Here is a 26,551-nt window from a genome sequence, read left to right on the forward strand (position 1 = left end):
GTTCACCATAGAGGCAAGCGCGAACGAAGGCCAGAGGCTTCACAGAGACTGCGGAGGTACGCGTGGCCCGTCGCCGGCCAGCACGAAGACGTCCTCGCCCAGCGGCTCGACCAGGCCGTCCTCGACGAGCCCGGCCAGCGCGCGGGCCCGCTGGACGTCGTCGTTCCACACCTCGTCGAGGCGCTGCCGGGGGACCGGGGCGGTCGCGTGGCGCAGCACCTCGAGCAGCAGGCCGCGCACCTGGCGATCGGTTCCGGCGTACCGCTGCGGCTTGCGGCTCGGGCCGTCGAGCGCGGGCGAGCCGTTGAGCCGCCACACGCAGACGGCCTCGAACGGGCACTCGGGGCAGCGTGGCGAGCGGGCCACGCAGACCAGCGCGCCCAGCTCCATGAAGGCGATGCTCGCGCGGGCCGCCCGGGCCGGCTCCTCGGGCAGCAACTCGGCCATGGCGACCAGGTCTGCCGCGGTCGTGCTCGGGCCCGCGTCGGGTTTGCCCTCGACGGCCCGCGACACCACGCGGCGGACGTTGGTGTCGACCACGGGGTGCCGCTGCCCGTACGCGAAGGTCGCCACCGCCCGCCCGGTGTAGGTGCCCACGCCCGGCAACGCCAGCAGCTGATCGAGATCTGAGGGCACCTCGCCGCCGTGGCGCTCGACCATGGCCACCGCGCAGGCATGCAGGCGCATGGCCCGGCGCGGATAACCCAGCCGGCCCCACATGCGGATCGCCTCGGACGGCGGGTCGGCCGCGAGGTCGGCCGGGGTGGGCCAGCGCGTCATCCACGAGCGCCAGGCGGGCTCGACGCGGACGACCGGGGTCTGCTGCAGCATCACCTCGCTGACCAGCACACCCCAGGCTGTCGTGTCGGGCTGCCGCCAGGGCAGGTCGCGAGCATTCTTGTCGAACCACGTGATGGCGTCATCGGCGAGAGTCATGGCAGGTCTTACTGTAGGCAGGTGCATGAGCTCGCCATCACCGTCATCGGTCCCGACCGGACCGGCATCGTCGCCGACGTGGCCGAGGCGCTGGCCGGAGTCGGCGCCAACCTGACCGACTCCACCATGACCCGCCTGCGCGGCCACTTCACCATGACCCTGATCTGCACGGGGCCGTCCGTGGTTGACGCCCGGCAGGCACTGTCCGCCCTGTCCGGTGTGGTCATCGAGGTCCGCGAGGTTTCGCCTGAATCCGACAAATCCGATAAAGGCGAGCCGTACGTGGTGAGTGTCCACGGCGCCGACCGGCTCGGCATCGTCGCCGCGGTGACCCGCGTGGTCGCGGCCGCCGGCGGAAACATCACCGATCTGAGCACCCGCCTGACCGGCGCCCTCTATGTGCTCATCGCCGAGGTCGACCTGCCCGCCGGGGCCGCCGACGAACTGGCCGAGCGGCTCGCGGTCGCCGCCGCCGAACTGGGCGTCGAGGTGACCCTGCGGCGCGCCGAATCGGAGATCCTGTGACGTCGCCGATCGCCTGGGACGGGCCGGAGGGCAACGTCCTCCCGGTCGTCACCGCACCCGCCACAGTGCTCAGCACGGTCGGCGACGAGGTCGACCCGGCCGACCCCGCGGTCGTGCAGCTGGCGGCCGACCTGGTCGCGACCATGCGCGTCTCGCCCGGCTGCGTCGGCCTGGCCGCCCCGCAGGTCGGGGTCGGGGTCCAGCTCTTCGCGGTGGACGTGACCGGTCACGCCAAGGCCGCCACCACCCACGGCACATTCGTGCTGTGCAACGCGAAGGTCATCGAGGCCAGCCGCTGGAAGGCCGGGCGTGAGGGCTGCATGTCGGTGCCCGACCTGACCGGCGACGTGAAGCGGGCCGGCCGCGTGGTGGTCGTGGCGACCCTGCCCGGAACCGGTGAAGAGGTCACCGTCACCACCGACGCTTTCGAGGCGCGGGCGCTGCAACACGAGATCGACCACTGCGCCGGAAAGCTTTTTCTCGACCGTGTCGCCGGGGCACACGCCATCTACCAGCGTAAGGTCTACCTTTAGCGCTTTTGTTGTGAGTACGTGTCGCATAACCCCGGCGCGTCGTGACCATGTCGTGGACGCTCGGGTTTACCGTGGGCCCCACTATGCGAACGACGGTTGGTCCCCTTCCCTCCGCCGTCTACTGGCGGCGTCGTGCGGTCGTGCTGGGCGCGGTGTTGCTCGGCCTCATTGTGCTGTTCGTCTCGTGTTCGGGCGGTGACGACGACAAGGGCCAGAAACAGGGGCAAACACCGTCGTCGAACTCGTCGCAACTTCCGACGCCCGCGCCCGGCACACCCGAGCCATCGTTCCTGGACGGTCGGCCCGGCAACAACGGCCCCTCGCTGCCGGCCCCGGGCGACCTGCAGACTCAGCCCGGCGGCGCCGACGAGACGCTCCCGCCCACCGGCGGCTCGGGCGACGCCACGGGCCAGAACAACAACGTCACCGCGCCCGCCGACGGGTCCTGCGCCGACGGCGAGCTGGCGGTCACCCCGATCCCCGCGTCGACCAACATCAAGCGCGGCCAGTCGGTCCAGATCGAACTCAAGATCAAAAACACGAGCCGGCGTACGTGCTCTCGTGACGTGGGCGCCGATCCGCAGGAGCTCTACATCGACCAGGGCGGGCGCAAGTACTGGTCGTCCGACACGTGCAGCACGGCCAAGGGCGGTGACGTCCGGCAGCTCCCGCCCGGCCAGGAACTGACGTACAAGGTCACCTGGAACGGCCGCCAGTCGAGCACCTGCACCGGCGGCTCCCCGGCCGGCCCGAACCCGCCACCCGGGCAGTTCGAGCTGCGGGCCCGCCTCGGCACGCTGGTGAGCAACCCGGTCGTGCTGACCATCTCGGCCTGAGTGGTCGCCGCGCTCGAGCTCTACCTGGACGTGGACGCCACCCGCCGGGTCCGCGCCCTGTGGCGTGCCCTGGAGGCCGAGGGCATCCCGACCTTGGCGTCGCTGCTGAACGACAAGCACCGCCCGCACGTCTCGCTGGCCGCGGCCCGTACGCTCGAGCCGTCCACGATCGTCGAAGCGCTCGACGGCTTGACCGTGGGACGCGGCCTGACCCTTGAGCTGAACTTCGTGGGGCAGTTCGTCGGGCGGGTGCTGTGGCTGGGTGTCACGCCGACCGCTTCGCTGCTGGCCCACCATGCCGACGTGCACGCCCGGCTGGCGGCCGCCGGGGTCGAGACGTGGGAGCTCTATCAACCGGGCCGGTGGGTGCCGCACTGCACGGTGTCGATGCGCGTGCCCAATCCGCAGATGGCCCAGGCGGTGCGCCGCTGCCTCGAAATCCTGCCCCTGCACGCCACCGTGACCGGCGCCGCCGTGGCCGACCACGCCAACGGCATCGACGTCCCCCTCACCTGAACCGCGATTCGGCAGCCCCTCGCCCCTCGCTCGCGCGCCCGCGGAACGCCGGGTGGCGGACTTGCCGCAGTGCCGGCCCGAACCCCGCCGCGCCTGATCCGCGCGGTCCGGGTCGGCGGCGGCGGAATGAGGACAGGCGGCGGAGGAGTGTCCGGCCCGGCAGTGACTTACCGGAAGCCGGTGAAGCTCAGCAGCACCCAGCCGATCGCGGTGAACGGGACGGCGATCAGCAGGGCCAGCCCCCGCTGCGGCCACGAACGGCCGGCCAGCCAGATGACCAGCAGGCCCAGGGCGATCAGGACGAGGCTCGACTGCACCTGTCCCGAGTCGTCATAGCTGGGGTTGCCGATGCGGCGCAGCTGGATCACGGCCTCGGCGAACATGACAGCACCGGGCATGGCCAGCGCGGCGGTCTGCAGGCGTCCCGGCGTACGGGCAAGCACGCCCGCCGCCCCGAAGACTGCGCCCGCCACCACGCCGAGGCCCATCCACATCAGGGCAGTGGAGTTGTACGCGTTGGACAGGTCGTCGTTCTGGATCACCGTGGCCGCCAGGTAGTAGAACGGCACGGCGACGACCAGGCACACGATCGCCCCCACGACGCCGACGGGCAGGCTCCAGCGGAACCGGAAGGTCAGCAGGAACGCCGCCACCGCCCAGACCGCGATCGAGTTCCCCAGATCAGCGAAGGGCGACGGAACGTACTTGATCCAGACGAAGTCCAGCACCCCTAGCAGGACACCTGCCACGGGCGCCGCGACGACGGCGCTGCGATTGTTGACCATGATGAGGGAGCTTACGAACGCCTCGTCGCTCCCGCATCGAACCCGCGACGGACCGCCGACCCGCACGATCCGCCGAAAGACCGATTCAGCGGCGGCGGAGCACCCGCGCCGTCGGGCGGGTGCGGGCGATCAGCGCCACGGCAACGTCAGACGTAGCGTTCGAGGATGGAGGCCTCGGCCAGGCGGGACAGGCCTTCGCGTACGCCCCGGGCCCGCGCGTCGCCCACGCCCTCGACCGCCTGCAGGTCCTCCACGGTGGCGCCGAGCAGGCGCTGGAGGCTGCCGAAGTGGTCGACCAGCCGGTCGACGATCTGAGTGGGCAGGCGCGGCACCTTGGCCAGGAGCCGGAACCCGCGGGGCGACACCGCCGCGTCGAGCGAGTCGGTCGCGCCGGGATAGCCGATCGCCTTGGCCACGGCGACCAGGTCGATCATCTCGGTCGCGGTGAGCAGGTCGAGCTCGACCAGCGCCTCGTCGAGCGTGCGGGCCTTGCGGCCGGTCGGCAGGTAGTCGCGGATGACCAGCGTGCGGTCGGAGTCGACCCCGGCCATCAGCTCGTCGAGCTGCAGGGCCAGCAGGCGGCCGTCGGTGCCGAGCTCGACCACGTAGCCCGAGATCTCGTCGGCGATGCGGCGCACCATCTCGAGCCGCTGGACGACGGCCACCGCGTCACGCACGGTGACCAGATCTTCGATCTCGAGGGCCGACAGGGTGCCGGACACCTCGTCGAGGCGCAGCTTGTAACGCTCGAGGGTGGCCAGGGCCTGGTTGGCCCGCGACAGGATGGCGGCCGAGTCGTCGAGGACGTGCCGCTGCCCGTTCACGTAGAGCCCGATGATGTGCATCGACTGGCTCACCGAGATCACCGGGAAGCCCGTCTGCTTGGCCACCCGCTCGGCCGTGCGGTGCCGGGTGCCGGACTCCTCGGAGTGGATCGCAGGGTCGGGCATGAGGTGGACGGCAGCCCGGACGATGCGGGTGCCGTCGCTCGACATGACGACCGCGCCGTCCATCTTGCACAACTCACGCAGGCGGGTCGCGGAGAACTCGACGTCGAGCGGGAAGCCGCCGGTGCAGATGCTCTCGACGACGGCGTCGTGCCCGAGCACGATCAGCGCGCCGGTGCGCCCCCGCAGGATGCGCTCGAGGCCGTCGCGCAGCGCCGTGCCGGGGGCCATGAGGGCCAGATTGGCGCGCAGGGGATCGCCGCTCACGCCGCCACCCATGAGACCGGGACCGGCGGCGGCGGTGGAAGCCGGACGCTGCGCCGATCCGTTGACGCCTGGTCGTGGCGTCGGGCTGGCGGCGGGTTTGGAACCATCGCGGTCGAGCGGCACCTGGACATTCTACGAACTGCCATCCAGGGCAACGAGCCGTGGCTCGATGAATGCTCCGTAGCGTGATGAAACGTCACTTACGGTCACCGCCGTGAGCGGCCGAGGCGCGCGCGGCCGACTGCAGCGCCGAGCGCAGATCACTGACCTCGATCACCTCGATGCCCCGGGGCGCCTCGGGGGAACAGCCGGGCGGCACCAGCGCCACCTTGAAGCCCAGCCGGGCCGCCTCGGCCAGCCGCCGGCCCACCGCCCCGACCCGCCGGATCTCGCCGGTCAGCCCGACCTCGCCGATCGCCACCAGGTGGGGGGCCATCGCCAGGTCGAGCCCGCCCGAGGCGACCGCGAGCGCCATCGCCAGGTCGGCCGACGGCTCGATCAAGCGGATCCCGCCGACGGTCGCCGCGAAGACCTCGCGGTTGTAGAGCTTGAGCTGTTTGGTGCGGCGTTCGAGCACGGCCAGCACCATGGCCAGCCGGGCACTGTCGAGGCCCGACACCGTACGCCGGGGGGAGCCCTGCACCTCGGCCCCGATCAGCGCCTGCACCTCGGTGACGAGGGCACGGCGGCCCTCCATGGCCACGGTGACGCACGTGCCGGGGACGGGCTCGTTGTACCGCGTGAGGAACAGGCCGGACGGGTCGGGCAGGCTCGCGATGCCACCCTCGTGCATCTCGAAGCAGCCCACCTCGTCGGCCGCGCCGAACCGGTTTTTCACCCCGCGCACCAGGCGCAGCGAGGAATGCTTGTCACCCTCGAAGTGCAGCACGACGTCGACCAGGTGTTCCAGGACGCGCGGGCCCGCGACCTGGCCGTCCTTGGTGACGTGACCCACCAGGACGGTCGCGATGCCGCGTTCCTTGGCCACGCCCACAAGCGCCGCGGTGACCGCACGGACCTGGGTGACGCCGCCGGAGACGCCCTCTGTGCCCGGGGCGGAGATGGTCTGCACCGAGTCGACGATGAGCAGGCCGGGTTTGACCGCGTCGAGGTGGCCGAGCACGGCGCTGAGATCGCTCTCGGAGGCCAGATAGAGCCGGTCGTGAAGGGCGCCGAGCCGCTCGGCCCGCAGCCGCACCTGGCTCACCGATTCCTCGCCGCTGACCACCAGGGACGGTGTGCCCGCGCCGGCCGCCCACTGCTGGGCCACGTCGAGCAGCAGAGTGGACTTGCCCACACCGGGCTCGCCGGCCAGCAGCACAACAGCGCCGGGCACCAGTCCGCCGCCGAGCACCCGGTCGAGCTCGCCCACGTTGGTCGGCACGGCCTTGGCCGGGGCCGCGCTGATCTGGGCGATCGGGCGGGCCGGCTCGGCCGGCATGCGGGAGCTGACCACCCGGCCGGAGCCGAGCGGGGTGCTGACCGTGGACTCGATGATCGAGCCCCACTCACCGCACTCGGGACAGCGGCCCAGCCACTTGGGCGGCTGGTGGCCGCAGGCATCGCAGACGAAGGCGGGGCGGGCGGCCTTCGCGGCCGTGCGGGACGTTGTCACCCCGCAAAGCTAACGGGCCGGTACGACAACTTACTCGTGGTTCTCCCCGGCCTCGCCCGGCGCGCGGGAGGCCGGCGAGAGCGGGACGGCGAACGGCGCGGTCAGCTCGATCGGCTGCGACTGGCCGCTGACCTCGAAGACCAGGCTCAGCGAGTTGCCCGGCCGCAGTTCGTCGCTCAGGCCCGCGGCGACCAGCTGGGCGTCGGCCTCGGGCAGGAAGATCACGCTGCTCAGCGCGGGCAGGGTGATGCGGGCGGGCCGCAGCGAGGCGGTCGGCGCCACCGAGGGCGTGCCGGCCAGGCTGGGCGGCGTCGACGGCTGCTCGACGCCGGTGTTCTGGTCGTTGCCGCCGCCGACCTCGTCAGGGTCGGTGCCGGTGCCGGAGGGCTCGGGGTTCGCGCTCGGCGAAGCGGCCGCGGCACTGCCGCTGAGCCCGATCTGCCGGGCCGAGACGACGCCGGCCTGCTCGTCCTGCAGCGGGCGGCTGCTGATCAGGACGGTCATTTCCTCGGTGGTCTGGTTGAACAGGCCGACCTCGATCGACGCGTCGCCGTTGGCCGGGTAACCCTCGGGGTCGTTGTAGACGACCTGGAGGTTACGGATGAGCAGGCGACCGTCGGGGCTCTGCGTGTTGAGGCCCGAGATCGGGGTCTTGAGAATGGCGGTCTCGGCAACCTGACCGGCCGAGCAGCCGGCCAGCGCGATCACGGCGACCGTGGCGACACCCGCGGCCAGTGTGACGCGGCGGGTTCCCAGCGAGCGCATCACGATCCTCCAAGCTGATCAAGCCGACACCGAAGCACACCGAACGGCGTACGGCTCAGCCTAGAGGGCCGTGATCGGGCGCGTGCGGCGACCCGTCCATTCACACCACCCGGCCACTGAAGATCAGCAGAAGAACGTCGATCAGCGCGACGATGATCACCGCGCGGAACATGGCGACACCTCGCCCCCGGGCGCGCCGGGTGGCGTGCCAGCCGAGCGGAAGCACCACCACCGACAACGCGGCGGCCGTCCAACCCGCCCACGACGGAGGCCCCGGCGGCCCGAACACCAGCACGAGCGTCGCACTCAGCAGGAGCAGAGCGGCCGCAATGGAGGAACCAGCGGCGCCGAGCCGATGCGGCAGACCCCGTACGCCAGTGGCGGCGTCGTCGGCGAGGTCGGGCAGCACGTTGGCGAAGTGCGCGCCCCCGCCGAGCAGCGCGCCCGCCGCGACCAGCCAGGCCGGTGGCGCCGGATGTCCGGGCAGCGCGACCACCACGAACGCCGGGAGCAGCCCGAACGCCGCCAGGTAGGGCACCACCGAGAACGCTGTGAACTTGAGCGGCCAGTCGTAGAGCAGCGCGAACACGCCGACGAGCGTGATCAGGAGCGTCGCGTACGGGCCGAACGGCAGGCCGAGAAGCGGGACGGCGAGCGCCGCGACCAAACCCGAGATGCCGACCGTACGTCGGGAAACCGCCCCGGAGGCGATCGGCTTGTCCGTGCGTCCGGCGGCCCGGTCGCGATCCGCGTCGAGCCAGTCGTTCACCCAGCCCACGGCGAGCTGCGTCGCGCCCACCGCGGCGAAGACGCCCAGGATCGCCCAGCCGCGGTGCCCGGCCCCGACGGCGAGCAGAGTCATCGCGATCGTGACCGCGCCACCGGGCTCCGGGTGGGACGACTTGATCACTGCGAGCGCTCGGGACATGCGAGCAGTGTGGCGGGTGTGCAAGATGCATGCCACGCTCGATCACATGCCGTCGATGGTCCGTAACGATCCGCGTCAGTACGACGAGCTCGCCGACCACTGGTGGCGTCCTGGCGGCCACTTCGAGCTGCTGCACTGGCTGGCCGAGGCCCGGGCCCGGCTGATCCCGCCCGCGAGCGCACCCGGCGCGATCCTGGTCGACGCGGGCTGCGGCGGCGGCCTGCTCGCCCCGCACCTGGCCGGCAAGGGTTACACCCACGTCGGCGTCGACCTGCGCACCTCCGGGCTCCGGCACGCGGCCGAGCGCGGCATCCGGCCCGTACGCGGTGATGTGACGGCGTTGCCGCTGGCCACCGGCTCGGCCGAGGTGGTGGCGGCGGGCGAGATCCTCGAGCACGTGACCGACCTGCCCGCGACGGTGGCCGAGCTGTGCCGGGTGCTGCGGCCGGGCGGGCTGCTCGTGCTCGACACGGTCAACGACAACGCGCTGAGCCGCTTCGTCACGATCACCCTCGGCGAGGCGATCGGGCTGGCCCCGGCCGGGCTGCACGATCCGGCGCTCTTCGTCGACCCGCGCCGGCTCACCGCGTTGTGCGCTTCCTATGGCGTACGCCTGCAGGTGCGCGGCGCCCGTCCCAGTGTCCCCGGTCTGCTCCGCTGGCTCGGCCCCTCCTCCAAACGCCGGCCCCTGGGCCGCATCGTCCCGACCCGTTCCACCGCCGTGCTCTATCAGGGCCACGGCCGTAAGGAGGCCGCATGATCCCCGAAGCCCGGCGGCTCACGCCCCGGTTCGCGGCCCGCGCGGCCGCCTACGACCGCGACGGCAGCTTCCCGGCCGACGACTTCGCCGACCTGCGCGCGTCCGGCCTGTTCGGGTTGATGGTCCCGGCCCGGCTGGGCGGGGCCGGGGCGGGCTTCGCCGACTACGCCGCGACCGCGTACGAGCTGGCCCGCGGCAACGGCGCCACCGCGCTGATCTTCAACATGCACGCCTCGGTCACCGGCGCCCTGGCCGGGGTCACCGACCAGCTGGCCGACGCCCTGGGACTGTCCGCCGAGGCCCTGCAGGCCCGCGACGACGCCCTGCGAGCGGCGGCCGAGGGCAAGTGGTACGCGGTGGCGATGAGCGAGCGCGGCGCGGGCTCGCGACTGTCCCAGCTCAGCACCACGTACGAGGCTGTGGAGGGGGGTTATCGCCTCCGCGGCTCCAAGACGTTCTGCTCGGGGGCGGGGCACGCGGACGCCTATCTGGTGGCCGCCCGCAGTGCCGCCGACCCGTCGCAGGTCTCGCAGTTCCTGGTGCCGGCGGGTGAGGGCCTGCGCGTCGAGCCGACGTGGGACGCGCTCGGCATGCGGGCCACCGGCTCGCACGACCTGCACGTCGACGTCACGGTCCCGGCCGGCGCCCTGCTCGGCGGCGTCGAAGGGCTGGCCCTGGTCGTCGCGCAGATCGCGCCGCACTGGATGGTGGCCAGTTACGCCGCCGTCTACGTGGGGGTGGCCCGCGCGGCCGTCGACGCCGCGGTCGAGCACGTCAACGAGCGCAAACTGGGCCACCTGCCGGCGATCCGGTCGCGGATCGGGCGGGCCGACGCCGCTGTCGCCGCGGCCCACCTGGCGGTGATGGAGGCGGCCCGCCGGGTCGACGAGCGGCCCGGCGAGGCGGAGACGACCCGCTGGGTGTGGCGGGCCAAGCTGCTGGCCGGCACCACGGCGGCCGAGGTCGCGGCGTCGATGCTGGAGGCCGCCGGCACGTCCGCCATGCGCCGGGGACATCCGCTCGAACGCCTCTACCGGGACGCGCGGGCCGGATCCCTGCAACCCGCGACCAGCGACGTGTGCGCCGACTGGCTCGGGGTGGACGCGCTCGGCGGCGACGCTGACTCGGAGGGTTCGGCCCCTCGCTGGTGACGGGGCTCGGTACAGCACGGATGGCGGCGGGGTTCGGGGCCGAGGAGGCACTAGTGAAGAGCAACGCGACCATCGCGGGGCTGGGGACGGCACTGCCGCCCTCCGCCGTGCAGAGCGAACTGTGGGACGACTACTTCTCGCATCACTACACCGGGACCCGGCGCACGCTGGCCAAACGCATCTTCGAGAACTCCGGGGTGCGAACGCGGCAGGCGGCCGTGAGCCCGCTGCTCGAGGACGTCTCCGACTGGACGACCGAGCAACGGATGCGCCGCTACCAGGTCGAGGCCGTCCCGCTGGGCAAGGAGGCGGTGACCCGGGCGCTGGCCGCCGCCGGGATCGCGGCCGGTGACCTGGGGCTGTTCGCGGTGTGCTCCTGCACCGGCTACGCGACGCCCGGCCTCGACATCCTGCTCGCTCGTGACCTCGGCATGGCGTCGTCGGTGCGGCGGTTGTTCGTGGGGCACATGGGTTGTTACGCGGCGCTGCCCGGCCTGGGCGCGGCGGCCGACTTCGTCACCGCCCGGGAGCGGCCGGCACTGCTGCTCTGCGCCGAGCTGACCAGTCTGCACCTGCAGCCGGCCTCGGTGCGTACGGACATGCAGCAGATCGTGTCGCACGCGCTGTTCTCCGACGCGGCGGCCGCCGTCGTGCTCCTCCCCGGCGGCCCGGGCCTGGTCGTCCAGGACGTCGCCGCGGTCACCGACACCACCACGGCCGGCCACATGACCTGGGAGGTGACCGACCTCGGCTTCCGGATGGGCCTCTCGCCGCAGGTGCCGGCGGTGCTCGAACTGCACGTCCGCAAGCTGGTCGAGGAGCTGCTGGGCCGCAACGGGCTCGGCATCGGCGACGTCGACGGCTGGGCGGTCCACCCCGGCGGGCCCAAGATCCTCGACGTCGTCCAGGAACAGCTCGGGCTCGACGACTCCGCGCTCGCCGCTTCGCGGGAGGTGCTTTCCACGTACGGGAATTGCTCGTCACCCACCGTGCTGCTGGCCCTGGACGCACTCCGTCGCCGGGACGTCCCGCCACGACGGGTGGTGATGCTGGCGTTCGGTCCGGGACTCACGCTCTACGGCACGCTGCTTCTAGAGTCACCCCTGTGACGGGTGAGCGGGCGCGCGGCGCGATCCTCTATTCGGCGGCCGGGGTCCTGGTCGCCGCGGGGGCGACGTGGTGGGTGCTCACGGCCCCGCCGGGACAGTCGAACGACCGGGTCGCGCAGTGGCGGTCCGCGGTCGAGCAGCAGCTGCCCGACGTCGACGGTCAGGCCGACGCGCAGACGGTCGCCCTGCCCGCGGGGGCCGCGCAGACGGTCGAGTCGTTCGTCGACACCGGCTCCTACGAGGTGTCGCTGGTCTGCCGGGGTGGGGCCGAGAGCTTCGTACGGGTGAGCCTGAGCCGGTCGGGCAACGACTCGGGGCTGGGGGTGCGCTGTTCCGGGGAGTTGCCGCCGGACAGCTTCGAGGTGGGGCTGGGCGGCGTGATGCGGATGAACATCACTGTGGGCGACGAGGGCCCGGTCGTCTTCCGCTACACGCTGCGACGAGTGCCCAGCTGACTCCGCCTCAGAGCCGCGCCAGGTCGGCTCGGAAGTCGTCGACCGAGGCCGTGCGCGGAACCGTGCGGAGGATCTGCGAGCTGCGGTTGACGAGCACGGCCGCGGCCGTGGTGTCGGGCGCGCCGAGATGCAGGTGGGAGCGCACGCTGCCGGTCGGATCGTGCAGCATCCGCACGGTCTTGCCGTTGGCCGGAGGCATGGCGCCGGTCGGCGGTGTGCCGGCGGTGGACGCCGAGGCGGTCGCGGTCGACACGGTGATCACAGCGATCTCGGGACCGACGGCGTCGATGGTGTCGGAAACCAGTCCCGTGCAGGCGCAGCCGTCGATGAGCAGGATGACAGCCGGTAGCCGCCCCCGCAGCGGCACTGTCTGGCCGTCGGCCGCCACCAGCTCGAGCGCGGGCAGGGTGGTGACCGGCTCCGGAGTCGTGCCGGCCGTGCGCTGCGTGGCCGGCTGGCGGGGCGGGCCTGGCCAGGCCGAGGCGAAAAGACTGGCCACGGTGACCAGCACGGCGAGCGAAATGATCAGCACCGGGGCCCGGAGCGTGACGGTGGCGGCCCGGTGCAGGCGGCGTACGGCGGGCCGGCGGAGCAGGCGCTGCCAGCGTGTCGGCGGGCCGGTGAGCCGCAGCTCGGCCCGGACGGCGTCGACCTCGTCGGACAGCTCGGAGAGGTCGTCCGGAATGACGATGACGCCCCACTCCTCGGGCAGGTCGGGCAGATCGTCCGGGGAACCGCCATCCGACGACCATCCGCCGTTGTCGCTCGCACCAGCCATGACTTCACCCTCCCCCCGGGCCGACCAGTCGCTCTTCGGTCGGGGACCTTCCGCTCAGCCTTCCTTACGCGAGGCTCGACCGCCAGTAGTGCGCGTTCCCGGACCTTAGCGATAAGCTTGACCTCACAAACGCCGTAGGTGCGAAATATCCGACCCGTACGTCTTGGCCGTCACCAATTCGTCACTCACTGTTACTGAGGCAGCTCGCGGCCCGTCTGTCAAGCCGCAGAAGCGCCCATCACAGGGCCTCTGAGCTGCACTAACAGTCACCGGCAGGGTGGGACATAGCTGCCTGAGCGTGTTACCCTAGACACAGCGAAAGGGGCTTCGAACCTATGGTTTTCAGTGTCGGCGAGACCGTTGTTTACCCCCACCACGGGGCCGCACTCATCGAGGCAATCGAAACAAGGGTCATCAAGGGCGTCGAAAAGCAGTATCTCGTGCTGCGCGTTGCCCAGGGCGATCTGACCGTGCGGGTGCCCGCTGAGAACGCCGAGATCGTCGGCGTGCGCGAAGTGGTTGGCGAGGAAGGCCTGGGCAAGGTCTTCGACGTCCTCCGCGCTCCGCACACCGAGGAGCCGACGAACTGGTCGCGGCGTTACAAGGCCAATCTCGAGAAGCTGGCTTCCGGTAACCCCCTCAAGGTTGCCGAGGTTGTTCGTGACCTGTGGCGTCGTGAGCGCGAGCGCGGTCTCTCGGCCGGAGAGAAGCGCATGCTCGCGAAGGCTCGCGACATCCTCGTCGGTGAGGTCGCTCTGGCGGAAAAGAGCACGAAGGACGAGGCCGAGGTGCTTCTCGACAAGGTCCTTACCGAGGCCTGACCCACCCACGCCTCGAAGCAACAAAACGTGTGTTTGCACAGGACCGCGACGTGACCGCGAAGCTCAATGCCCGCGGTGACGTCGCGGTCCTGGTTCCGGCGGCTGGCGCCGGCTTGCGGCTCGGCCCGGGCGGGCCCAAGGCCTTGCGCCCGCTCGCTGGGGAGCCGCTGCTTGTGCATGCGGTTCGCCGGGTGGCGGCCTCGCCGTCGGTCCGACTGATCGTGGTCGCCGCTCCCGCGGCCGAGGTCGAGGCAGTGCGGGCACTTCTGACGCCGGTCGCGCCGGTCACCGTGGTGGCCGGCGGGGCCGAACGTCAGGAATCGGTGGCGCTGGCCCTGGCGGCCGTCCCACCCGAGATCGGCATCGTGCTCGTCCACGACGCCGCGCGAGCCCTCACCCCACCCGCTGTGATCGAGGCGGTGGCCGCGGCCGTCCGTGCGGGTCGCCCCGCCGTCATCCCGGTGCTGCCCGTGGTCGACACCATCAAAGAGGTCACCGCCGACGAGGTCGTCCTCGGCACAGTCGACCGGGCCGTCCTGCGCAGCGTGCAAACCCCGCAGGGCTTCCAGCACAGCGTGCTCGCCGCCGCTCATGCCGCCGCGGCCGACCCGCTCACCGACGACGCCGGCCTGGTCGAAAAGGCGGGGATCGAGGTCGCGTGCGTCCCCGGCTCCGAGCTCGCCATGAAGATCACCCGGCCCCTCGACCTGATCCTCGCCGAGGCCCTGCTCGCCCACCCCCAGTAACCTGACGCGGTGATCAACCAGCGGGTCGGCATCGGTACGGACGTGCACGCCTTCGAGCCGGGGCGCCCCTGCTGGGTGGCCGGCCTGCTGTGGCCGGACGAGACCGGTCTGGCCGGTCACTCCGACGCCGACGTCGCCGCCCACGCCGCATGTGACGCCCTGTTCGGCGCCTCCGGGCTGGGCGACCTCGGCAGCAACTTCGGAACCTCCCGCCCGGAATGGGTCGGCGCCTCGGGCGTGGCACTGCTGACCGAGACGGCCCGCCTGGTCCGGACCGCCTCGTTCGAGATCGTCAACGTCTCGATCCAGGTGATCGGCAACCGTCCCAAGATCGGTAAGCGCCGCGCGGAGGCCCAGCAGGTGTTGTCGGCCGCCGTCGGCGCCCCGGTCACCGTCTCCGGCACCACCACCGACGGCCTCGGCCTGACCGGCCGCGGCGAGGGGTTGGCGGCCATGGCGGTCGCGCTGGTCGCCCAGCCGTGACCCGGATACGGGTGGTGTGGGCGAAATGGGCGTGAACGGGGGTGCGGGACGGGTTACCCCACAGGGTGGGATTGTGTGGCAGCGCTTACTCTCGGAGCGTGGCCGCGCCTTTGGAACCCGAAACGACGCCGGAAGAGTATCGGCAGCGTGCGCTCTTGCTGGCCGACCTCGGGAGGTATGACGAGGCGGCGCAGGAGATTGCCTCGGGGCTGGAGACGGCGCCGGGGGAATCGAGCTTGCTGGCGACCCTGGCCCGCATCCACCTGGCGGCCGATCAGCCGGGTGAGGCGCTGAGGGCGGCCGAGCGCGCGGTGGCGGCGGCCCCGGCGACGCTGACGAACCTTGTCGTACGGGCGATGGCGCTCTCCGACAGCCAGAAGTACGGCGAGGCGGCCCAGGTCGCGAGCGAGATCATTCGGCAGTGGCCGGCCGACGCGTACGCGCAGCGGACCGGTGCGGCCCTGCTCAGCGAGTCACGCAACGGTCAGGAAGCATTGAACGCCGCCTGGAACGCCGTACGCGTGGCGCCGGCCGAGGCCGAGGCACACCTCGTGCTGGCGGTGGTGGCGGCACGCTTGCGGCTCTTCGATCTGGCGCAACGGGCGTACGCGCAAGCCTTGGACCTCGACCCGGCGATCGGGGACGCGCAGCGTGACGTCGGCATCGTGCGGTTCGAGCGGCGGCGCTGGGCGCGGGCCCTGGAGACGCTGGCCGACGAAGCGACCCTGCCGGCCGCGCCCGACTCGGAGGGTGACTATCCGGAGCCGTTCCCGCGGGCGTACCAGGCGCCGGATCGGCCCGCGGTCGAGGAGCCGTCCACGTCGTCGGCCGACTGGACCGGGGAAAGCGTGATCAGCCGGCCCAGCCGTCCGGTGCTCGACCCGTCGGGGGAGTCGGCCGAGGCGGTTCGCAAGCACGTGCTCTTCGGCACCAACGCCACGCTGGTCGCGGGCCTGTTCGCCGGCCTGATGACCTTGACCAGCGACGGGATCTCGCGCACCTGGGCCGGGCTGATCGGCGTCCTGCTCTTCGTCGGCGTGATCTTCGCGCTCAACCGGGTTGTGCCGGAGCCGCTGGCGGTGGCCTTGACCCGGCTGCGGCAGCACAACCGGCCGCTGGCCGCTGCGGCTTACGTCGGCTTCGTCGCGCCCTTGCTGCTGCTGGTCTACGCCTTGATAGGCGGAGTGGTGCCGCTGGTGGCTGCCATGACCGTGGCGGCGCTGGCCGAGATCCTGATCCTGACCCGCCGCCAGTAGACGGCGGAGAATCCCGGCTCCGGGGAAGCGGGTGGAGGCGTCGAGCGGCGGCAGCTCACAGCTTGTGACTGGGCGGCGAGCTTGTTCAGCGGTTTCCTAGACCGGCATCGCGGGCCTTCGCGACGGCGGCCGCTCGGTCGCTCACGTGGAGCTTGAAGAGGATAGCCGCGACGTTGTTGCGGATCGTCTTCTCCGACAACGTCAGCCGGCGGGCAATCTCGTGATTGCGATGCCCGGTGGCGACCAGCTCCAGGATTTCCCGCTCGCGGCCGGTGAGTTCGGGAAACACGACCGTGGCGTAGTCCTTGTGGGCACCGGTGAAGAAGTCGACGATTCGTTGCGCGACACCGGTGCCGTAGACGACGTCGCCGCGGGCCACGGTCAGCACCGCGCGGACGATGTCGGCGCTGTCCGCGCCCTTCAGCAGGTAGCCGCGTGCGCCGGCCCGCATGGCCCCGAACAGGGCCTCGTCGTCTTCATGCATGGTGAGGACGAGCACCTTGACCTGGGCGTGCCGGGCGGTGATCGCGCCGGTTGCGGTGGTGCCGTCGGTGCCGGGCATCGCGAGGTCGGTGATGACGACGTCGGGTGGGTCCCGGTCGACCAGTTCGATCAACTCGGCGCCGGACGCGGCCTCGCCGATCAGTTCGATCTCCGGGGCGGTGGCGATGGCCGCGGTCAGCCCGAAACGGTACATGGGGTGGTCGTCGGCGAGTATCACGCGTACGGGCATCAGGCCCTCCTGAGCGGAAGCGTGGCGGTGATCGTGGTCCCGGCGTCATCGGTGCGGACGGCGAAGCCGCCGCCGAGTGCCTCGGCGCGGCGGCGCATGGAGGTGAGACCGACGCCGGCGCTGCTGGTCGGGTGGATGCCGCGGCCGTCGTCGCTGACCGCGATGTGCAGGGCGTCGCTCGCGCTGATGGCGACGCGGGCGTGGTGCGCGTGTGCGTGCCGGGCCACGTTGGTCAGCGCCTCGGTGACGATGCGGTAGGCCGCTGTCTCGACGTCGGGGGTCAGCGTGGGCAGTCCGTCAGCGTTGACTTCGACCGGGAGGGTGGCGTTGAGGGCGCCGGCGTGGCGTTGGATGGCCTGGGCCAGCCCGATCGTGTCGAGAACGCTGGGTCGCAGGCCGTCGATGATGCGGCGGATGTCCTTGACGGCGACGTCGGTTTCGGCGCGGAGCCTCTCGACCAGGCGTGCGGCGGGCGCTGCGGGGACCATGCTGGTGAGCGCCTGCAGACCGAGGCTCATGCCGGCGAGTGAGGGGCCGAGGCCGTCGTGCAGATCGCGGCGCAGCCGGTCGCGTTCGTTGCGGGTGGCCTCGACGACCCGGTTGCGTTCGGTCTCGAGGGCTTCGGTCAGCTCGGTGGCACTGGCGACGACGGCGAGCTGCGCGGCCAGGGCGGTCAGCAGGCGGCGGTCGGCCGTGGAGTAGTGCTCACCGGCCTGGGGCGTCGCGATGCGAAGTTCGCCGATCTCGCGGCCGCCGAATCTCAGCGGGAAGGCGACGTGGCTGTCCACATCGATTCCCGTACGGGCCAGTGTGCGGCCGTCCGGGCTGATCACCGTGGCGCCTTCCGCCTGCACGGAAGCGGCGACGGCGGCGACGGCGGTCGGTAGCAGGCCGGATTGGTCGGTTGTCGCGACGCTCTTGCCGAGGTCGTTGAGGGCCCGCAGCGGATCCAGGCGGGCGCCGTAGATGAGACGGTCGACGCCGCGCTGGATCCAGTCCCGGGCCGGCAGGAGGCCCGCGGCGACGATCATGCCGGCCAGCACGCCCGGGAACACGCGACCGAGCGCCGAGGTGAAGACCGCGGTGAGCAGGAGGTAGACCCCGAACACGAGCACGGTCAGCGCGCCGTAGACGAGACCACGACGCAAAACGACCCGGACGTCGAGCAGGCGGTAGTGCAGCACGCCGAAGGCAACGGCGATCGGCATGATCAGTAGCGGTGTGAACAGCGCATTCCCCAGCGCATAGAACCCGCCTATGGCCGCGAAGTTGTTCAGGGCGAAGGCTCCGGCCAAGCCCATCAGGAACCAGCCCAGTTGCTGACGGTAGGGGTAGACCGCGCGATGCCACCGCCTGATCGTGCCGATCAGGATCATCGCCGTCGCAGACATCAGCAACACCTGGATCAGGACGTCCAGGAAGCCGAGATCCCAGTCGCCGACGTCGTATGCGGCCATCAGCACGAGCCCGGCGATTGCGGCGGCCATCGGCACGCGCCATCGCCGCGAGGGCAGACGCCCGTCCGGATAAAGAGCGAGCACCACGGTGAGCAGGCCCCAAACTGTCACGTTGCTGAACATGTCGGCGATGCGGGTCGCCAACGTCTCCGGCGGGTCGGTGGGCCTGTACACCGTCAGCGTCCGATGCGTCGTGGCGAACGCCTGCACCGCACCGAAGGCGAGGAAGAGCCAGCCGAGGGTGTTGCGCGGCCGGAGCACGGCCAGCGCGCAGCCGGCCGCAGACCACGCCACCGCGGGCAGCACCTTGGCCAGTTCCAGAGCGAGCGGACTGTGAAAGACGCCCGGCGGTTGCGTGGGATGCCACTGCAGGGTCTCGACCGTACGAAAGGCGACACCGACCACCGTGACCAGCACGAACGCCGCGATCAGCAGCCATCGCCTCATGCACCCAGTGTGCCGCTGTGATGTCCCGGACGATGCCTGATTCGTCCCGAACCAAGCGGGCGGACCGCCCAGGCCACCCGGGACACCTGCCTCAAGCGCCCGCGGGCCCGGGTGCCCCAACGTGGAACGCACCCCCCTCCCAGCAAACCGGAGGAGCACCCGATGCGAGCGCTACTTGACCGCGAGACCGAACTCCGCAGCTTCATGACCATGGCAACCCACGACCTGAAATCACCGCTGGCCGCAGCCTCGGCGCATCTGGAGATGCTCCGCGAGGACCACGCCGCCACCCTCGGCGAGCAGGGCGGACAGGATCTCGACGGGATCGAGCGCGGTCTGCGCCGCATGGAGCGACTGGTCGAGGACCTGCTGCACTATGCCAAGGCCGACCAGAGCACCGTTACCCTTACGGCCGTCCCGTTGGCCGAGCTGGTAGCGGAGGTCATCGCGGATCACGCCACGACCGGCGGCGCCGACGTAGCCGTCACGTCTGATCTCCCGACGGTCCGGGCCGACGTGAAGCTGCTGCGCCACGTGATCGACAACCTGATCGGCAACGCCGTCAAATACACCTCGGCCGGGTCGGCGGCCCAGATCCGGGTATCGGCGCGAACCGAGCAGGACGGCACCGTGCGGGTAGAGGTGGCCGACCGTGGCATCGGCATCCCGGCGAGCGACCGTCCGCACGTGTTCGACGCCTTCCACCGCTCCGGGAACAGCGGCGCCTACCGCGGCACCGGCCTGGGCCTGGCCATCTGCCGCCGCATCATCGAACGCCACAACGGTCAGATCGGAGTCGAACCGAACGCGGGGGGAGGCAGCCGGTTCTGGTTCACCCTGCCGGCCCAGCGGTGATCGGCCGGTTGGCCCCGGGCTGCTCGCCGCCTGTGGCGCCTGCTGCGGGAGTGCCGGGTTGCGCGCTTGAACTCGCTGCTGGGCGCGGTGGGGTCAAGCGTTTCACCCAGCGGCCGGGCGTGCGGGTGCCGCGTTGCCTGGTGTCAGGCGTCGCGGATCGAGGCGATCAGGGAGTCGTGGACGGCGGTCAGGCCGGCGTCGAGGGCGCCCAGCAGAACGGCATCGTCGTCGATCGCGGTGACGGCGATGGTGCTTTCGAGCGGGGCGGCCCCGCGTACGGCGAAATTGACCGCTGACAGCAAGCGGTCGCCGCCGGCCTGGGCGATGGGGCCGGCCAGGACCACCAGGTACGGGTCGAGCACGGCGATCACCGCGGCCAGGCCGATGACGATGCGGTCGGCCAGGGCGATCAGGAAGTCGTCGCCGACCCCCGAGTCGCCGGCCGCGGCCCGTACGGCCTCGGCGGGGGTGCGACCCGGAACGCCGTTGTCCCGGGCCAGCTCGAGGATCGCCGCGCCGCCGAAGAGGTCCTGCAGGTCGAGCTTGCGGTGTGACGAATCGGGGGAGTGTAGCGGCATGTAGCCGATCTCGCCGGCGCCGCCGCGCGCGCCGCGCAGCAGGGTGCCGCCCATGTCGATGGCGAGGCCGAGGCCCTCCTCGCCGAGCCACAGCAGCGCGAAACCCTCGGCGTGACGTCCCACGCCCCGCCGCCGCTCGGCGATCGCGGCCAGGTTGACGTCGTTGTCGACGCCGACGGCGGTGCCGAGCGCGGCGGCGAGTTGGGGCACCAGGCCCGTACGGCCGAAGCCGGGCACGTCGACGTGCCGGATCGTCTCGGTGTGCGGGTCGTACGAGCCGGCCACGCCGAACTGCACGTGCCGGATCCGCCCGGCCGGTACGTCGGCCTCGTCGCGCAGGGCGGCCACGACGTCGACCAGGGCGGTCAGCGGGTCGGTGGTGAGGAAGTCGATGCGGGACTCGATGCGCCCGCGGACCGTGCCGGTCAGGTCGCACAGCGCCGCGACCACCGACGGGGCGCCGCTGGGACCGATGTCCCGTACGGAGACCGCCGCCGCGTACGCCGCCTCGGGGTTGGCGTTGTAGATCTCCGCATTGGGCCCGGGCCGGCCGCTGTTGTGACCGACAACGGTGACCAGGCCCGCGTCGGTGAGCCGGCGCAGCACCTCGGAGATCGTCGGGGTCGACAGGGCGGTGAGTTTGCGCAGGTCGGCCCGGGTGAGCATGCCGGGGTCCAGCAGGTGGGCCAGGGCCGCGCTCTCGTTCATGGCGCGCAGCAGCTTGGACGAACCGGCCAGACGGGTCACGGCGGCTCCCGGGAGTCGACTCATTGGCAAATTGGCTAACAGTTTGCCGGACGGTAGGCCGACCGTCGGCGGGTGTCAAGGGTCCGACCGTCAGCCTAGATGAGGCTATCGAAGACCATTGATAAACCTTTTTAACAGTTATAGCGTCGCGGCGTTCCCCCGAAAATCCCCCTCTTCGAGGAGCGTCATGAACCCCGCAAGGAGAGCCCTCTACGCTGCCGTGGCCTTGGCCGTCCCCGGCGTCGCCCTGGCCTACGGGTTGCTTCCGGCAAACGCCGCCGCCGCCGGGCCGATCAAAGGCCTGGCCGGCAAGTGTGTCGACGTGGCGGCGGCCAGTTCGGCCAACGGCACCGCTGTCCAGCTCTACGACTGCAACGGCACCGCGGCCCAGCAGTGGACCGTCGGCAACACCGACGGCAGCATTCGTGCGCTGGGCAAATGCCTCGACGTGACGGCCGCGTCGACAGCCGACGGCGCCAAGATCCAGCTGTACGACTGCAACGGCACCGGCGCACAGAAGTGGTCGGTGTCCGGCGCGGGTCTGGTCAACACGGGCAGCGGAAAGTGCCTCGACGTCACCGGCGGCAGCAGCGCCAACGCCACCCGGCTGCAGATCTGGACCTGCTCGAACACTGCCAACCAGGCCTGGACCCTGCCCGGTGGCGGCTCCACCCCGACGACCCCGGCAGGAACCAACTTGGACAGTCCCGCCAAGAAAGATGTCGCCATGCAACTCGTGTCGGCGGCCGAGAACTCGTCGCTCGACTGGCGGGCGCAGTTCCGCTACATCGAGGACATCGGCGACGGGCGCGGCTACACGGCCGGGATCATCGGCTTCTGCTCGGGCACAGGCGACATGCTCGAGCTGGTGCAGGCGTACACGAACGCCGTGCCCGGAAACGTGCTGGCCAAGTACCTTCCCGCGCTGCGCAGCGTGAACGGGACGGCCTCACACGCGGGACTCGACCCGAACTTCACGGCGGACTGGCGTACGGCCGCAGCCGACCCGCGCTTCCAGGCCGCACAGGAGTCCGAGCGCGACCGCGTCTACTTCAACCCCTCGGTACGCGACGGCAAGGCTGACGGCGTACGGGCCCTTGGGCAGTTCGCCTATTACGACGCCGCGGTGATGCACGGGTACGAGGGCATGCGGGCGATCCGGAACCAGGCGTTGAAGCGGGCCAAGCCGCCGGCACAGGGCGGGGACGAACGGGTGTGGCTCAACGCCTTCCTGGACGAGCGCGTGATCGAGATGCGGAAGGAGGAGGCGCACTCCGACACGTCCAGGGTGGACACCGCACAGCGCCGCTTCCTCAACAACGGCAACTTCGACCTGAACACGCCGCTGGACTTCGCCGTCTACGGCGACAACTTCCACATCGGCTGAACCTGAATACCAGGGGCTGGTCCGACGGATGTGGCCGTTCTTGCTGCCTTCGCGGGATCGCATCCGCCCGAGCCGCAGGCGACGGCGCTACTGGTTGCGCAGAGCAGCAAGCACGGCTGTGATCTCCGGCCGGGGCGTGGATGGCCGGCGCGCCGCAGCAGTGATCCGACGGGTGACCGGGGGCGTCAGCGGGCGCGTGACAGCTCCATAGCGCGGATCCACGGCCAGGCTCGGCAGCATCGTGATCGACCGGCCGCGTTCCACGTGCTGGAGCGCGATCATGTAGTTGTTGAACCGGCAGATCACCGTCGGCTCGAAGCCCGCCTCCCGGCACAGGCGGGTGGCCAGCTCGGACATGTACGAGCCGGCCACGTCGAACGTCCACCGCTGGTCGGCGCAGGACTCCAGGTCGATCGCGTCGCGGTCGGCGAGGGGATGACCGGGCGGCAGCACCACGACCACCTCGTCCTCGGCCAGGGGCATCAGGTCGATCGCCGGGTCGAGTTCGGTCCCGGCGAAGTCGGTGGTCGTGATGATGACGTCGACCTCGCCGCGGCGCAGCGCCGGCATGCTCACGTGGGGCTCCATCTCGAGCAGCACCACTGTCACGTCGGGGTGCCGCGCCGCCAGCGACGACACGGCCTGCGAAGCCAGCCCGGGCAGCGCGCTCTGGAAGGCGCCGAGCCGGACGGTTCCGGCTGGTTCGAGCGCCAGGCCGCGCAACGCCACCTCGGCGGCCTCCATGGCAGCCAGGATCTCCCGGGCCCGACCGGCCAGCAGCACCCCGGCCGCGGTCAGCCGCACCCGCCGCCCGGTGCGTTCGATCAGGGCCGTACGCGTCTCCCGTTCGAGCGTCGCCAGTTGCTGCGACACCGCGGACGGGCTGTGGTTGCCGCGCTGGGCCACCGCCCGCACGGTCCCGTACGTCGCGAGGTCGGCCAGCAACCTCAGCCGCCAGGGATTGAGCGTCATTGTGCGACTTTACTTAACAGCGACGGCGAAAATGCGAGATGGACCGGCACAGCGGCTGCGCTTAGCGTCGTCGGCATGGCTGATTCCTTCTGGTCCGACGCCGAGCGTCACCTGGTCCGTTACTCCGGCGCGGGGCGGTTCGTGCCCGAGATCATTGAGCGCGCCGAGGGCAGCTTCGTGTTCACGGCCGACGGCCGACGCCTGCTCGACTTCACGTCGGGGCAGATGAGCGCGATCCTCGGCCATTCCCACCCGGCCGTGGTGGCGACCGTGCAGCGGCAGGCGGCCACGCTCGACCACCTGTTCAGCGGGATGCTCAGCCGCCCGGTCGTCGAGCTGGCCCGCCGGCTGGCCGGGTCGCTGCCCGAGCCGTTGAGCAAGGTGCTGCTGCTGACCACGGGGGCCGAGTCGAACGAAGCCGCGATCCGGATGGCCAAGCTGGTTACCGGCCGGCACGAGGTCGTGTCGTTCGCCCGCTCGTGGCACGGCATGACGCAGGCGGCCGCGAACGCCACCTACAGCTCGGGCCGAAAAGGCTACGGGCCGGCCGCGCCCGGCAACTTCGCCATTCCGACGCCGAACGCCTATCGTCCGGACTTCACCGGCGCCGACGGCGAGCTGGACTGGCGCCGGCAGCTGGATTTCTCGTTCGACCTGTTCGACGCGCAGTCGGTGGGCAGCCTCGCTGCCTGCATCGTCGAGCCGATCCTCAGCTCGGGTGGTGTGCTCGACCTGCCGCCGGGTTACCTGGCCGCCCTGCGCGACAAGGTGCACGCGCGGGGCGGGTTGCTGATCCTCGACGAGGCACAGACCGGTCTGTGCCGGACGGGCGACTGGTACGCGTTCCAACGCGACGGCGTCACTCCCGACATCCTGACGCTGAGCAAGACCCTGGGCGCCGGGCTGCCGCTGGCCGCCGTGGTGACCAGCCCCGAGATCGAGCAGACGGCGCACGAGCGGGGCTTCCTGTTCTTCACCACGCACGTCTCCGACCCGCTGGTCGCGGCCGTCGGCAACACGGTTCTCGACGTGCTCGAGGCGGACAAACTCGACCATCGGGCACGCGAGCTCGGCGCGCATCTGGCCGACGGACTCCGCGAGCTGGACCAGCGGCATGCGGTGATCGGAGACGTACGGGGGCGGGGTCTGCTCGTGGGTCTCGAGCTGGTGCTCGATCGGGACACCCGGCAACCCGCCGACGAACTGGGCGCGGCCGTCACCCAGCGTTGCCTCGAGCTCGGTCTGCACATGAACGTCGTGCAGCTGCCCGGCATGGGCGGGGTGTTCCGGATCGCGCCGGCTCTGACGTCCACGACCGAGGAGCTCGACCTCGGGCTGGAGATCCTGGATCAGGCGATCGGGGATGTGGCGCCGCGGTTCACCGGAGCGAAGCGATGATCACGGTGTCGACGGTGAAGTAGTGCTCGGGCGCCTCCGGGTCGGCCGGTCCGTCCTCGGTCAGGCGCTCGATCGCCACCCAGTCGTCGGTGACCTGCCACAACCCCGGCTTCCAGGTCAGCTTCTCGGTGTCCACAGCCAGCGGAAACTCCGCCTCCACTCCGCCACGACCCGCATGCCGGATCTGCAGGTGCCGCGACGCCGTCAGCACCACCATGCGCCCCCGCGAGACCCCCAGCAGCAGATCCCCGGGCGGCACTCTCCCCAGCCCGGTCCCAGTAACCGACATTTCCGAATTGTCGAGGCCGGGTTCGCGACGAAGCGGACCTGGGGAGCCGGGTTTGGGGGTGGCCTGTGGGTCGGCGGTGGGGCCGGCTTGAGGGTTGGAGGTGGCGATGGATCGAGGGCTGGAGGTGGGGGTGGCTTTGGGATCGGGCGTGGCCTTGGGGCTTGAGGTGGGGTCAAGGCCGGTGTCAGCGTCGGGGCCGGCGGCCGCGGCGGGTTCGGCGCCGGCACTCGGGGACGTCAGATATCCACGGCCCTGACCGTCGCGTAGGGCGGCGCACTCCGAGAACCCGATGACACAGCTCAGAGGCGTCAAAGGCCCCACCACGTACGGGGTGATGGCCTCCCCTGTCGAAACAGAGAACCCTGCCGTGCCGCAGAGGAACTGCCCGCCCCGAGTGGTCAAGCCGTCGTCACACCCGGCCGGAACCTCCACACTCCACCGCCGGGCGCCGCTTCCCACCTCGTACGCGGAAAGCCGTTGACCCCCCTTGACCAGCACGAACTGATCGCTCACCCAGAGCCCCGGCGGCGCCCAGACCACCGACGCCCCGGTCCGGTGCCCCTCGTAACCCGGCGAGGGCAGTCCCGTCGGGACGCGCCAGACTTCCTTCCCCGTACGCCCGTCGATCGCGATCAGCAACCCGTCGGACCACCGGCTGATCACCGTCGTCCCCGACGCCACCACCCCGGACACCTCGACCGGCCAGCGCCGCAACGACCAGCGCGCGGTGCTCACTCTTCTCGCGTCGACCGGCCCGTCCGCTCGTACCTGCCTTTTCCCGGCGTAGACACGCATGCGCCCGTCGACGATCAGCGGGGCCATGTTGGCCCGCCCGGTGACCTGAGCCACGCCGACCGAGGGGTTGGGATAGGGCGTGCTCGCCGCCGACAGCACCTCGGCCGGGGCCAGCACCCGCCAGCCGATCAGACCGGCCACGACGGTCAGGACGAGCGCCGCCAGAGATCGCAGCAGCACCCGGGACACCCGCGCAGCCTATGTCAGGCGACCGCGGCCAGATCGTCGAGGTCGCGGCGCAGCGCCCCCTCGGCCGTCTCCGCAGCGAGCCCACCGAAGATCAGCGCGAGGATACGGCCGGCGGGTGCGGTGGGTGAGCCCTCCTGCTTCACGGTCACCATCGTGCCGCCGCGGTGCCGGCCGGAGAGGACCGGAACGAACGAATACGTCATGCGGTAGTCGGCGCCGATGCCGGGCGACGTCACCACGAAGTGTTCGGGCGCCACGCACTCGCGTACCCGGAACTCCTCGGTGACCTCGCCGCCGTCGGCCATGCGGCGCGTCTCGCGCCACACCGCGCCCGCGTCGAACGGCCCGTGGGTGCGTACGTCGACGCGGGTGACGGCGGTGAGCCACTCGCGCCGCCGGTGCAGGTCGGTGAACACCCGCCACACCGCCGCGACCGGCGCGTCGATCAGACGGGTCACCACCACCGTCGACATAACCCACCCCCGCGTACAC

General features: G+C 71.3%; 28 protein-coding genes. 15 read left to right on the forward strand and 13 right to left on the reverse strand.

Translation table 11 applies throughout. The features are described 5' to 3' along the window. Positions 1–39: 39 nt before the first annotated feature. Positions 40–936 (reverse strand): HhH-GPD family protein, encoded by an 897-nt coding sequence (locus C8E87_RS17815; protein ID WP_133874135.1) that lies wholly within the window; start codon positions 934–936, stop codon positions 40–42. A 21-nt stretch (positions 937–957) separates the two neighbouring features. On the opposite strand from C8E87_RS17815, the gene C8E87_RS17820 reads away from it, so the two are divergent. The 4 genes from C8E87_RS17820 to C8E87_RS17835 all read left to right on the forward strand — a co-directional run bounded on the left by C8E87_RS17820 (position 958) and on the right by C8E87_RS17835 (position 3,346). Continuing rightward, the gene (locus tag C8E87_RS17820; protein WP_133874136.1) at positions 958–1,461 is read left to right on the forward strand and encodes a glycine cleavage system transcriptional repressor; all 504 of its coding nucleotides are present in this window, start codon (positions 958–960) and stop codon (positions 1,459–1,461) included. Then, positions 1,458–1,994: a peptide deformylase gene (gene def / locus C8E87_RS17825; protein WP_239080551.1), complete on the forward strand. Its 537-nt coding sequence runs from the start codon at positions 1,458–1,460 to the stop codon at positions 1,992–1,994. The genes C8E87_RS17820 and def overlap by 4 nt, the downstream gene beginning before the upstream one ends. A gap of 83 nt (positions 1,995–2,077) precedes the next feature. After that, on the forward strand, positions 2,078–2,830 hold the full coding sequence (locus C8E87_RS17830; protein ID WP_133874138.1) for an adhesin: 753 nt from the start codon (positions 2,078–2,080) through the stop codon (positions 2,828–2,830). Then, a complete protein-coding gene (locus C8E87_RS17835; protein WP_133874139.1) occupies positions 2,831–3,346 on the forward strand; it encodes a 2'-5' RNA ligase family protein in 516 nt (171 codons plus the stop codon). A 167-nt stretch (positions 3,347–3,513) separates the two neighbouring features. On the opposite strand, the gene C8E87_RS17840 is transcribed toward C8E87_RS17835, so the two are convergent. The 5 genes from C8E87_RS17840 to C8E87_RS17860 all read right to left on the reverse strand — a co-directional run bounded on the left by C8E87_RS17840 (position 3,514) and on the right by C8E87_RS17860 (position 8,653). Beyond that, positions 3,514–4,131, reverse strand: a complete 618-nt coding sequence (locus C8E87_RS17840; RefSeq protein WP_133874140.1) for a DUF6518 family protein — start codon at positions 4,129–4,131, stop codon at positions 3,514–3,516. A gap of 146 nt (positions 4,132–4,277) precedes the next feature. Then, positions 4,278–5,468, reverse strand: a complete 1,191-nt coding sequence (gene disA, locus C8E87_RS17845; protein ID WP_133874141.1) for a DNA integrity scanning diadenylate cyclase DisA — start codon at positions 5,466–5,468, stop codon at positions 4,278–4,280. Positions 5,469–5,541: 73 nt separating this feature from the next. After that, positions 5,542–6,960: a DNA repair protein RadA gene (radA, locus tag C8E87_RS17850; RefSeq protein WP_133874142.1), complete on the reverse strand. Its 1,419-nt coding sequence runs from the start codon at positions 6,958–6,960 to the stop codon at positions 5,542–5,544. Between the two features lie 30 nt (positions 6,961–6,990). Beyond that, positions 6,991–7,725 (reverse strand): hypothetical protein, encoded by a 735-nt coding sequence (locus C8E87_RS17855; protein ID WP_133874143.1) that lies wholly within the window; start codon positions 7,723–7,725, stop codon positions 6,991–6,993. A gap of 100 nt (positions 7,726–7,825) precedes the next feature. After that, on the reverse strand, positions 7,826–8,653 hold the full coding sequence (locus C8E87_RS17860) for a UbiA family prenyltransferase (protein ID WP_133874144.1): 828 nt from the start codon (positions 8,651–8,653) through the stop codon (positions 7,826–7,828). A gap of 46 nt (positions 8,654–8,699) precedes the next feature. On the opposite strand from C8E87_RS17860, the gene C8E87_RS17865 reads away from it, so the two are divergent. Genes C8E87_RS17865 through C8E87_RS17880 form a run of 4 tightly spaced genes read left to right on the forward strand, consistent with a single transcriptional unit; the run spans position 8,700 to position 12,128 of the window. After that, entirely contained in the window at positions 8,700–9,413 is a 714-nt protein-coding gene (locus C8E87_RS17865; protein ID WP_133874145.1) for a methyltransferase domain-containing protein, read from the forward strand. Continuing rightward, positions 9,410–10,564 (forward strand): acyl-CoA dehydrogenase family protein, encoded by a 1,155-nt coding sequence (locus C8E87_RS17870; protein ID WP_133874146.1) that lies wholly within the window; start codon positions 9,410–9,412, stop codon positions 10,562–10,564. Before C8E87_RS17865 ends, C8E87_RS17870 begins: the two co-directional genes overlap by 4 nt. A 53-nt stretch (positions 10,565–10,617) precedes the next feature. Next, the gene (locus C8E87_RS17875; RefSeq protein ID WP_239080552.1) at positions 10,618–11,673 is read left to right on the forward strand and encodes a type III polyketide synthase; all 1,056 of its coding nucleotides are present in this window, start codon (positions 10,618–10,620) and stop codon (positions 11,671–11,673) included. Continuing rightward, positions 11,670–12,128 (forward strand): DUF6023 family protein, encoded by a 459-nt coding sequence (locus C8E87_RS17880; protein WP_133874147.1) that lies wholly within the window; start codon positions 11,670–11,672, stop codon positions 12,126–12,128. The genes C8E87_RS17875 and C8E87_RS17880 overlap by 4 nt, the downstream gene beginning before the upstream one ends. Positions 12,129–12,135: 7 nt before the next feature. Here the strand turns inward: C8E87_RS17880 and C8E87_RS17885 are convergent, their stop codons facing one another. Further along, a complete protein-coding gene (locus C8E87_RS17885) occupies positions 12,136–12,906 on the reverse strand; it encodes a hypothetical protein (RefSeq protein ID WP_133874148.1) in 771 nt (256 codons plus the stop codon). Positions 12,907–13,241: 335 nt separating this feature from the next. Here C8E87_RS17885 and C8E87_RS17890 point away from each other — a divergent pair, with 335 nt between their 5' ends. From C8E87_RS17890 to C8E87_RS17905, 4 genes are all read left to right on the forward strand, one after another. After that, on the forward strand, positions 13,242–13,727 hold the full coding sequence (locus C8E87_RS17890; protein WP_133874149.1) for a CarD family transcriptional regulator: 486 nt from the start codon (positions 13,242–13,244) through the stop codon (positions 13,725–13,727). 50 nt (positions 13,728–13,777) lie between these two features. Then, positions 13,778–14,473 carry a 2-C-methyl-D-erythritol 4-phosphate cytidylyltransferase gene (gene ispD / locus C8E87_RS17895; protein WP_133874150.1) on the forward strand — a complete coding sequence of 232 codons (696 nt, stop codon included), beginning with the start codon at positions 13,778–13,780 and terminating at the stop codon, positions 14,471–14,473. A gap of 9 nt (positions 14,474–14,482) precedes the next feature. Continuing rightward, on the forward strand, positions 14,483–14,956 hold the full coding sequence (gene ispF / locus C8E87_RS17900) for a 2-C-methyl-D-erythritol 2,4-cyclodiphosphate synthase (protein WP_133874151.1): 474 nt from the start codon (positions 14,483–14,485) through the stop codon (positions 14,954–14,956). A 98-nt stretch (positions 14,957–15,054) separates the two neighbouring features. After that, positions 15,055–16,212, forward strand: a complete 1,158-nt coding sequence (locus tag C8E87_RS17905) for a tetratricopeptide repeat protein (protein ID WP_133874152.1) — start codon at positions 15,055–15,057, stop codon at positions 16,210–16,212. 85 nt (positions 16,213–16,297) lie between these two features. On the opposite strand, the gene C8E87_RS17910 is transcribed toward C8E87_RS17905, so the two are convergent. Beyond that, the gene (locus C8E87_RS17910) at positions 16,298–16,945 is read right to left on the reverse strand and encodes a response regulator transcription factor (protein ID WP_133874153.1); all 648 of its coding nucleotides are present in this window, start codon (positions 16,943–16,945) and stop codon (positions 16,298–16,300) included. Continuing rightward, on the reverse strand, positions 16,945–18,849 hold the full coding sequence (locus C8E87_RS17915; RefSeq protein ID WP_133874154.1) for an ATP-binding protein: 1,905 nt from the start codon (positions 18,847–18,849) through the stop codon (positions 16,945–16,947). Before C8E87_RS17915 ends, C8E87_RS17910 begins: the two co-directional genes overlap by 1 nt. Positions 18,850–19,011: 162 nt before the next feature. Between C8E87_RS17915 and C8E87_RS17920 the strand changes: the two genes are divergently transcribed. Then, a complete protein-coding gene (locus C8E87_RS17920) occupies positions 19,012–19,704 on the forward strand; it encodes a sensor histidine kinase (RefSeq protein ID WP_133874155.1) in 693 nt (230 codons plus the stop codon). Between the two features lie 143 nt (positions 19,705–19,847). Here the strand turns inward: C8E87_RS17920 and C8E87_RS17925 are convergent, their stop codons facing one another. Then, a complete protein-coding gene (locus tag C8E87_RS17925) occupies positions 19,848–21,029 on the reverse strand; it encodes an ROK family transcriptional regulator (RefSeq protein WP_133874156.1) in 1,182 nt (393 codons plus the stop codon). A gap of 187 nt (positions 21,030–21,216) precedes the next feature. Between C8E87_RS17925 and C8E87_RS17930 the strand changes: the two genes are divergently transcribed. Then, complete coding sequence (locus C8E87_RS17930; protein WP_133874157.1) at positions 21,217–22,416, forward strand: chitosanase; 1,200 nt, start codon at positions 21,217–21,219, stop codon at positions 22,414–22,416. 87 nt (positions 22,417–22,503) lie between these two features. On the opposite strand, the gene C8E87_RS17935 is transcribed toward C8E87_RS17930, so the two are convergent. Next, positions 22,504–23,388, reverse strand: coding sequence for a LysR family transcriptional regulator (locus C8E87_RS17935; protein ID WP_133874158.1), 885 nt, complete (start codon positions 23,386–23,388; stop codon positions 22,504–22,506). Between the two features lie 75 nt (positions 23,389–23,463). Between C8E87_RS17935 and C8E87_RS17940 the strand changes: the two genes are divergently transcribed. Further along, positions 23,464–24,786, forward strand: coding sequence for an aspartate aminotransferase family protein (locus C8E87_RS17940; protein ID WP_133874159.1), 1,323 nt, complete (start codon positions 23,464–23,466; stop codon positions 24,784–24,786). On the opposite strand, the gene C8E87_RS46370 is transcribed toward C8E87_RS17940, so the two are convergent. Together C8E87_RS46370 and C8E87_RS17950 are read right to left on the reverse strand one after the other, a co-directional pair. Then, complete coding sequence (locus tag C8E87_RS46370) at positions 24,767–26,059, reverse strand: outer membrane protein assembly factor BamB family protein (RefSeq protein WP_133874160.1); 1,293 nt, start codon at positions 26,057–26,059, stop codon at positions 24,767–24,769. The genes C8E87_RS17940 and C8E87_RS46370 overlap by 20 nt on opposite strands. Positions 26,060–26,073: 14 nt before the next feature. Further along, positions 26,074–26,532 carry an SRPBCC family protein gene (locus tag C8E87_RS17950; RefSeq protein WP_133874161.1) on the reverse strand — a complete coding sequence of 153 codons (459 nt, stop codon included), beginning with the start codon at positions 26,530–26,532 and terminating at the stop codon, positions 26,074–26,076. Positions 26,533–26,551 lie beyond the last annotated feature (19 nt).

The sequence above is a fragment of the Paractinoplanes brasiliensis genome, assembly GCF_004362215.1.
In the GTDB taxonomy this organism is placed as follows: Bacteria; Actinomycetota; Actinomycetes; order Mycobacteriales; family Micromonosporaceae; genus Actinoplanes; species Actinoplanes brasiliensis.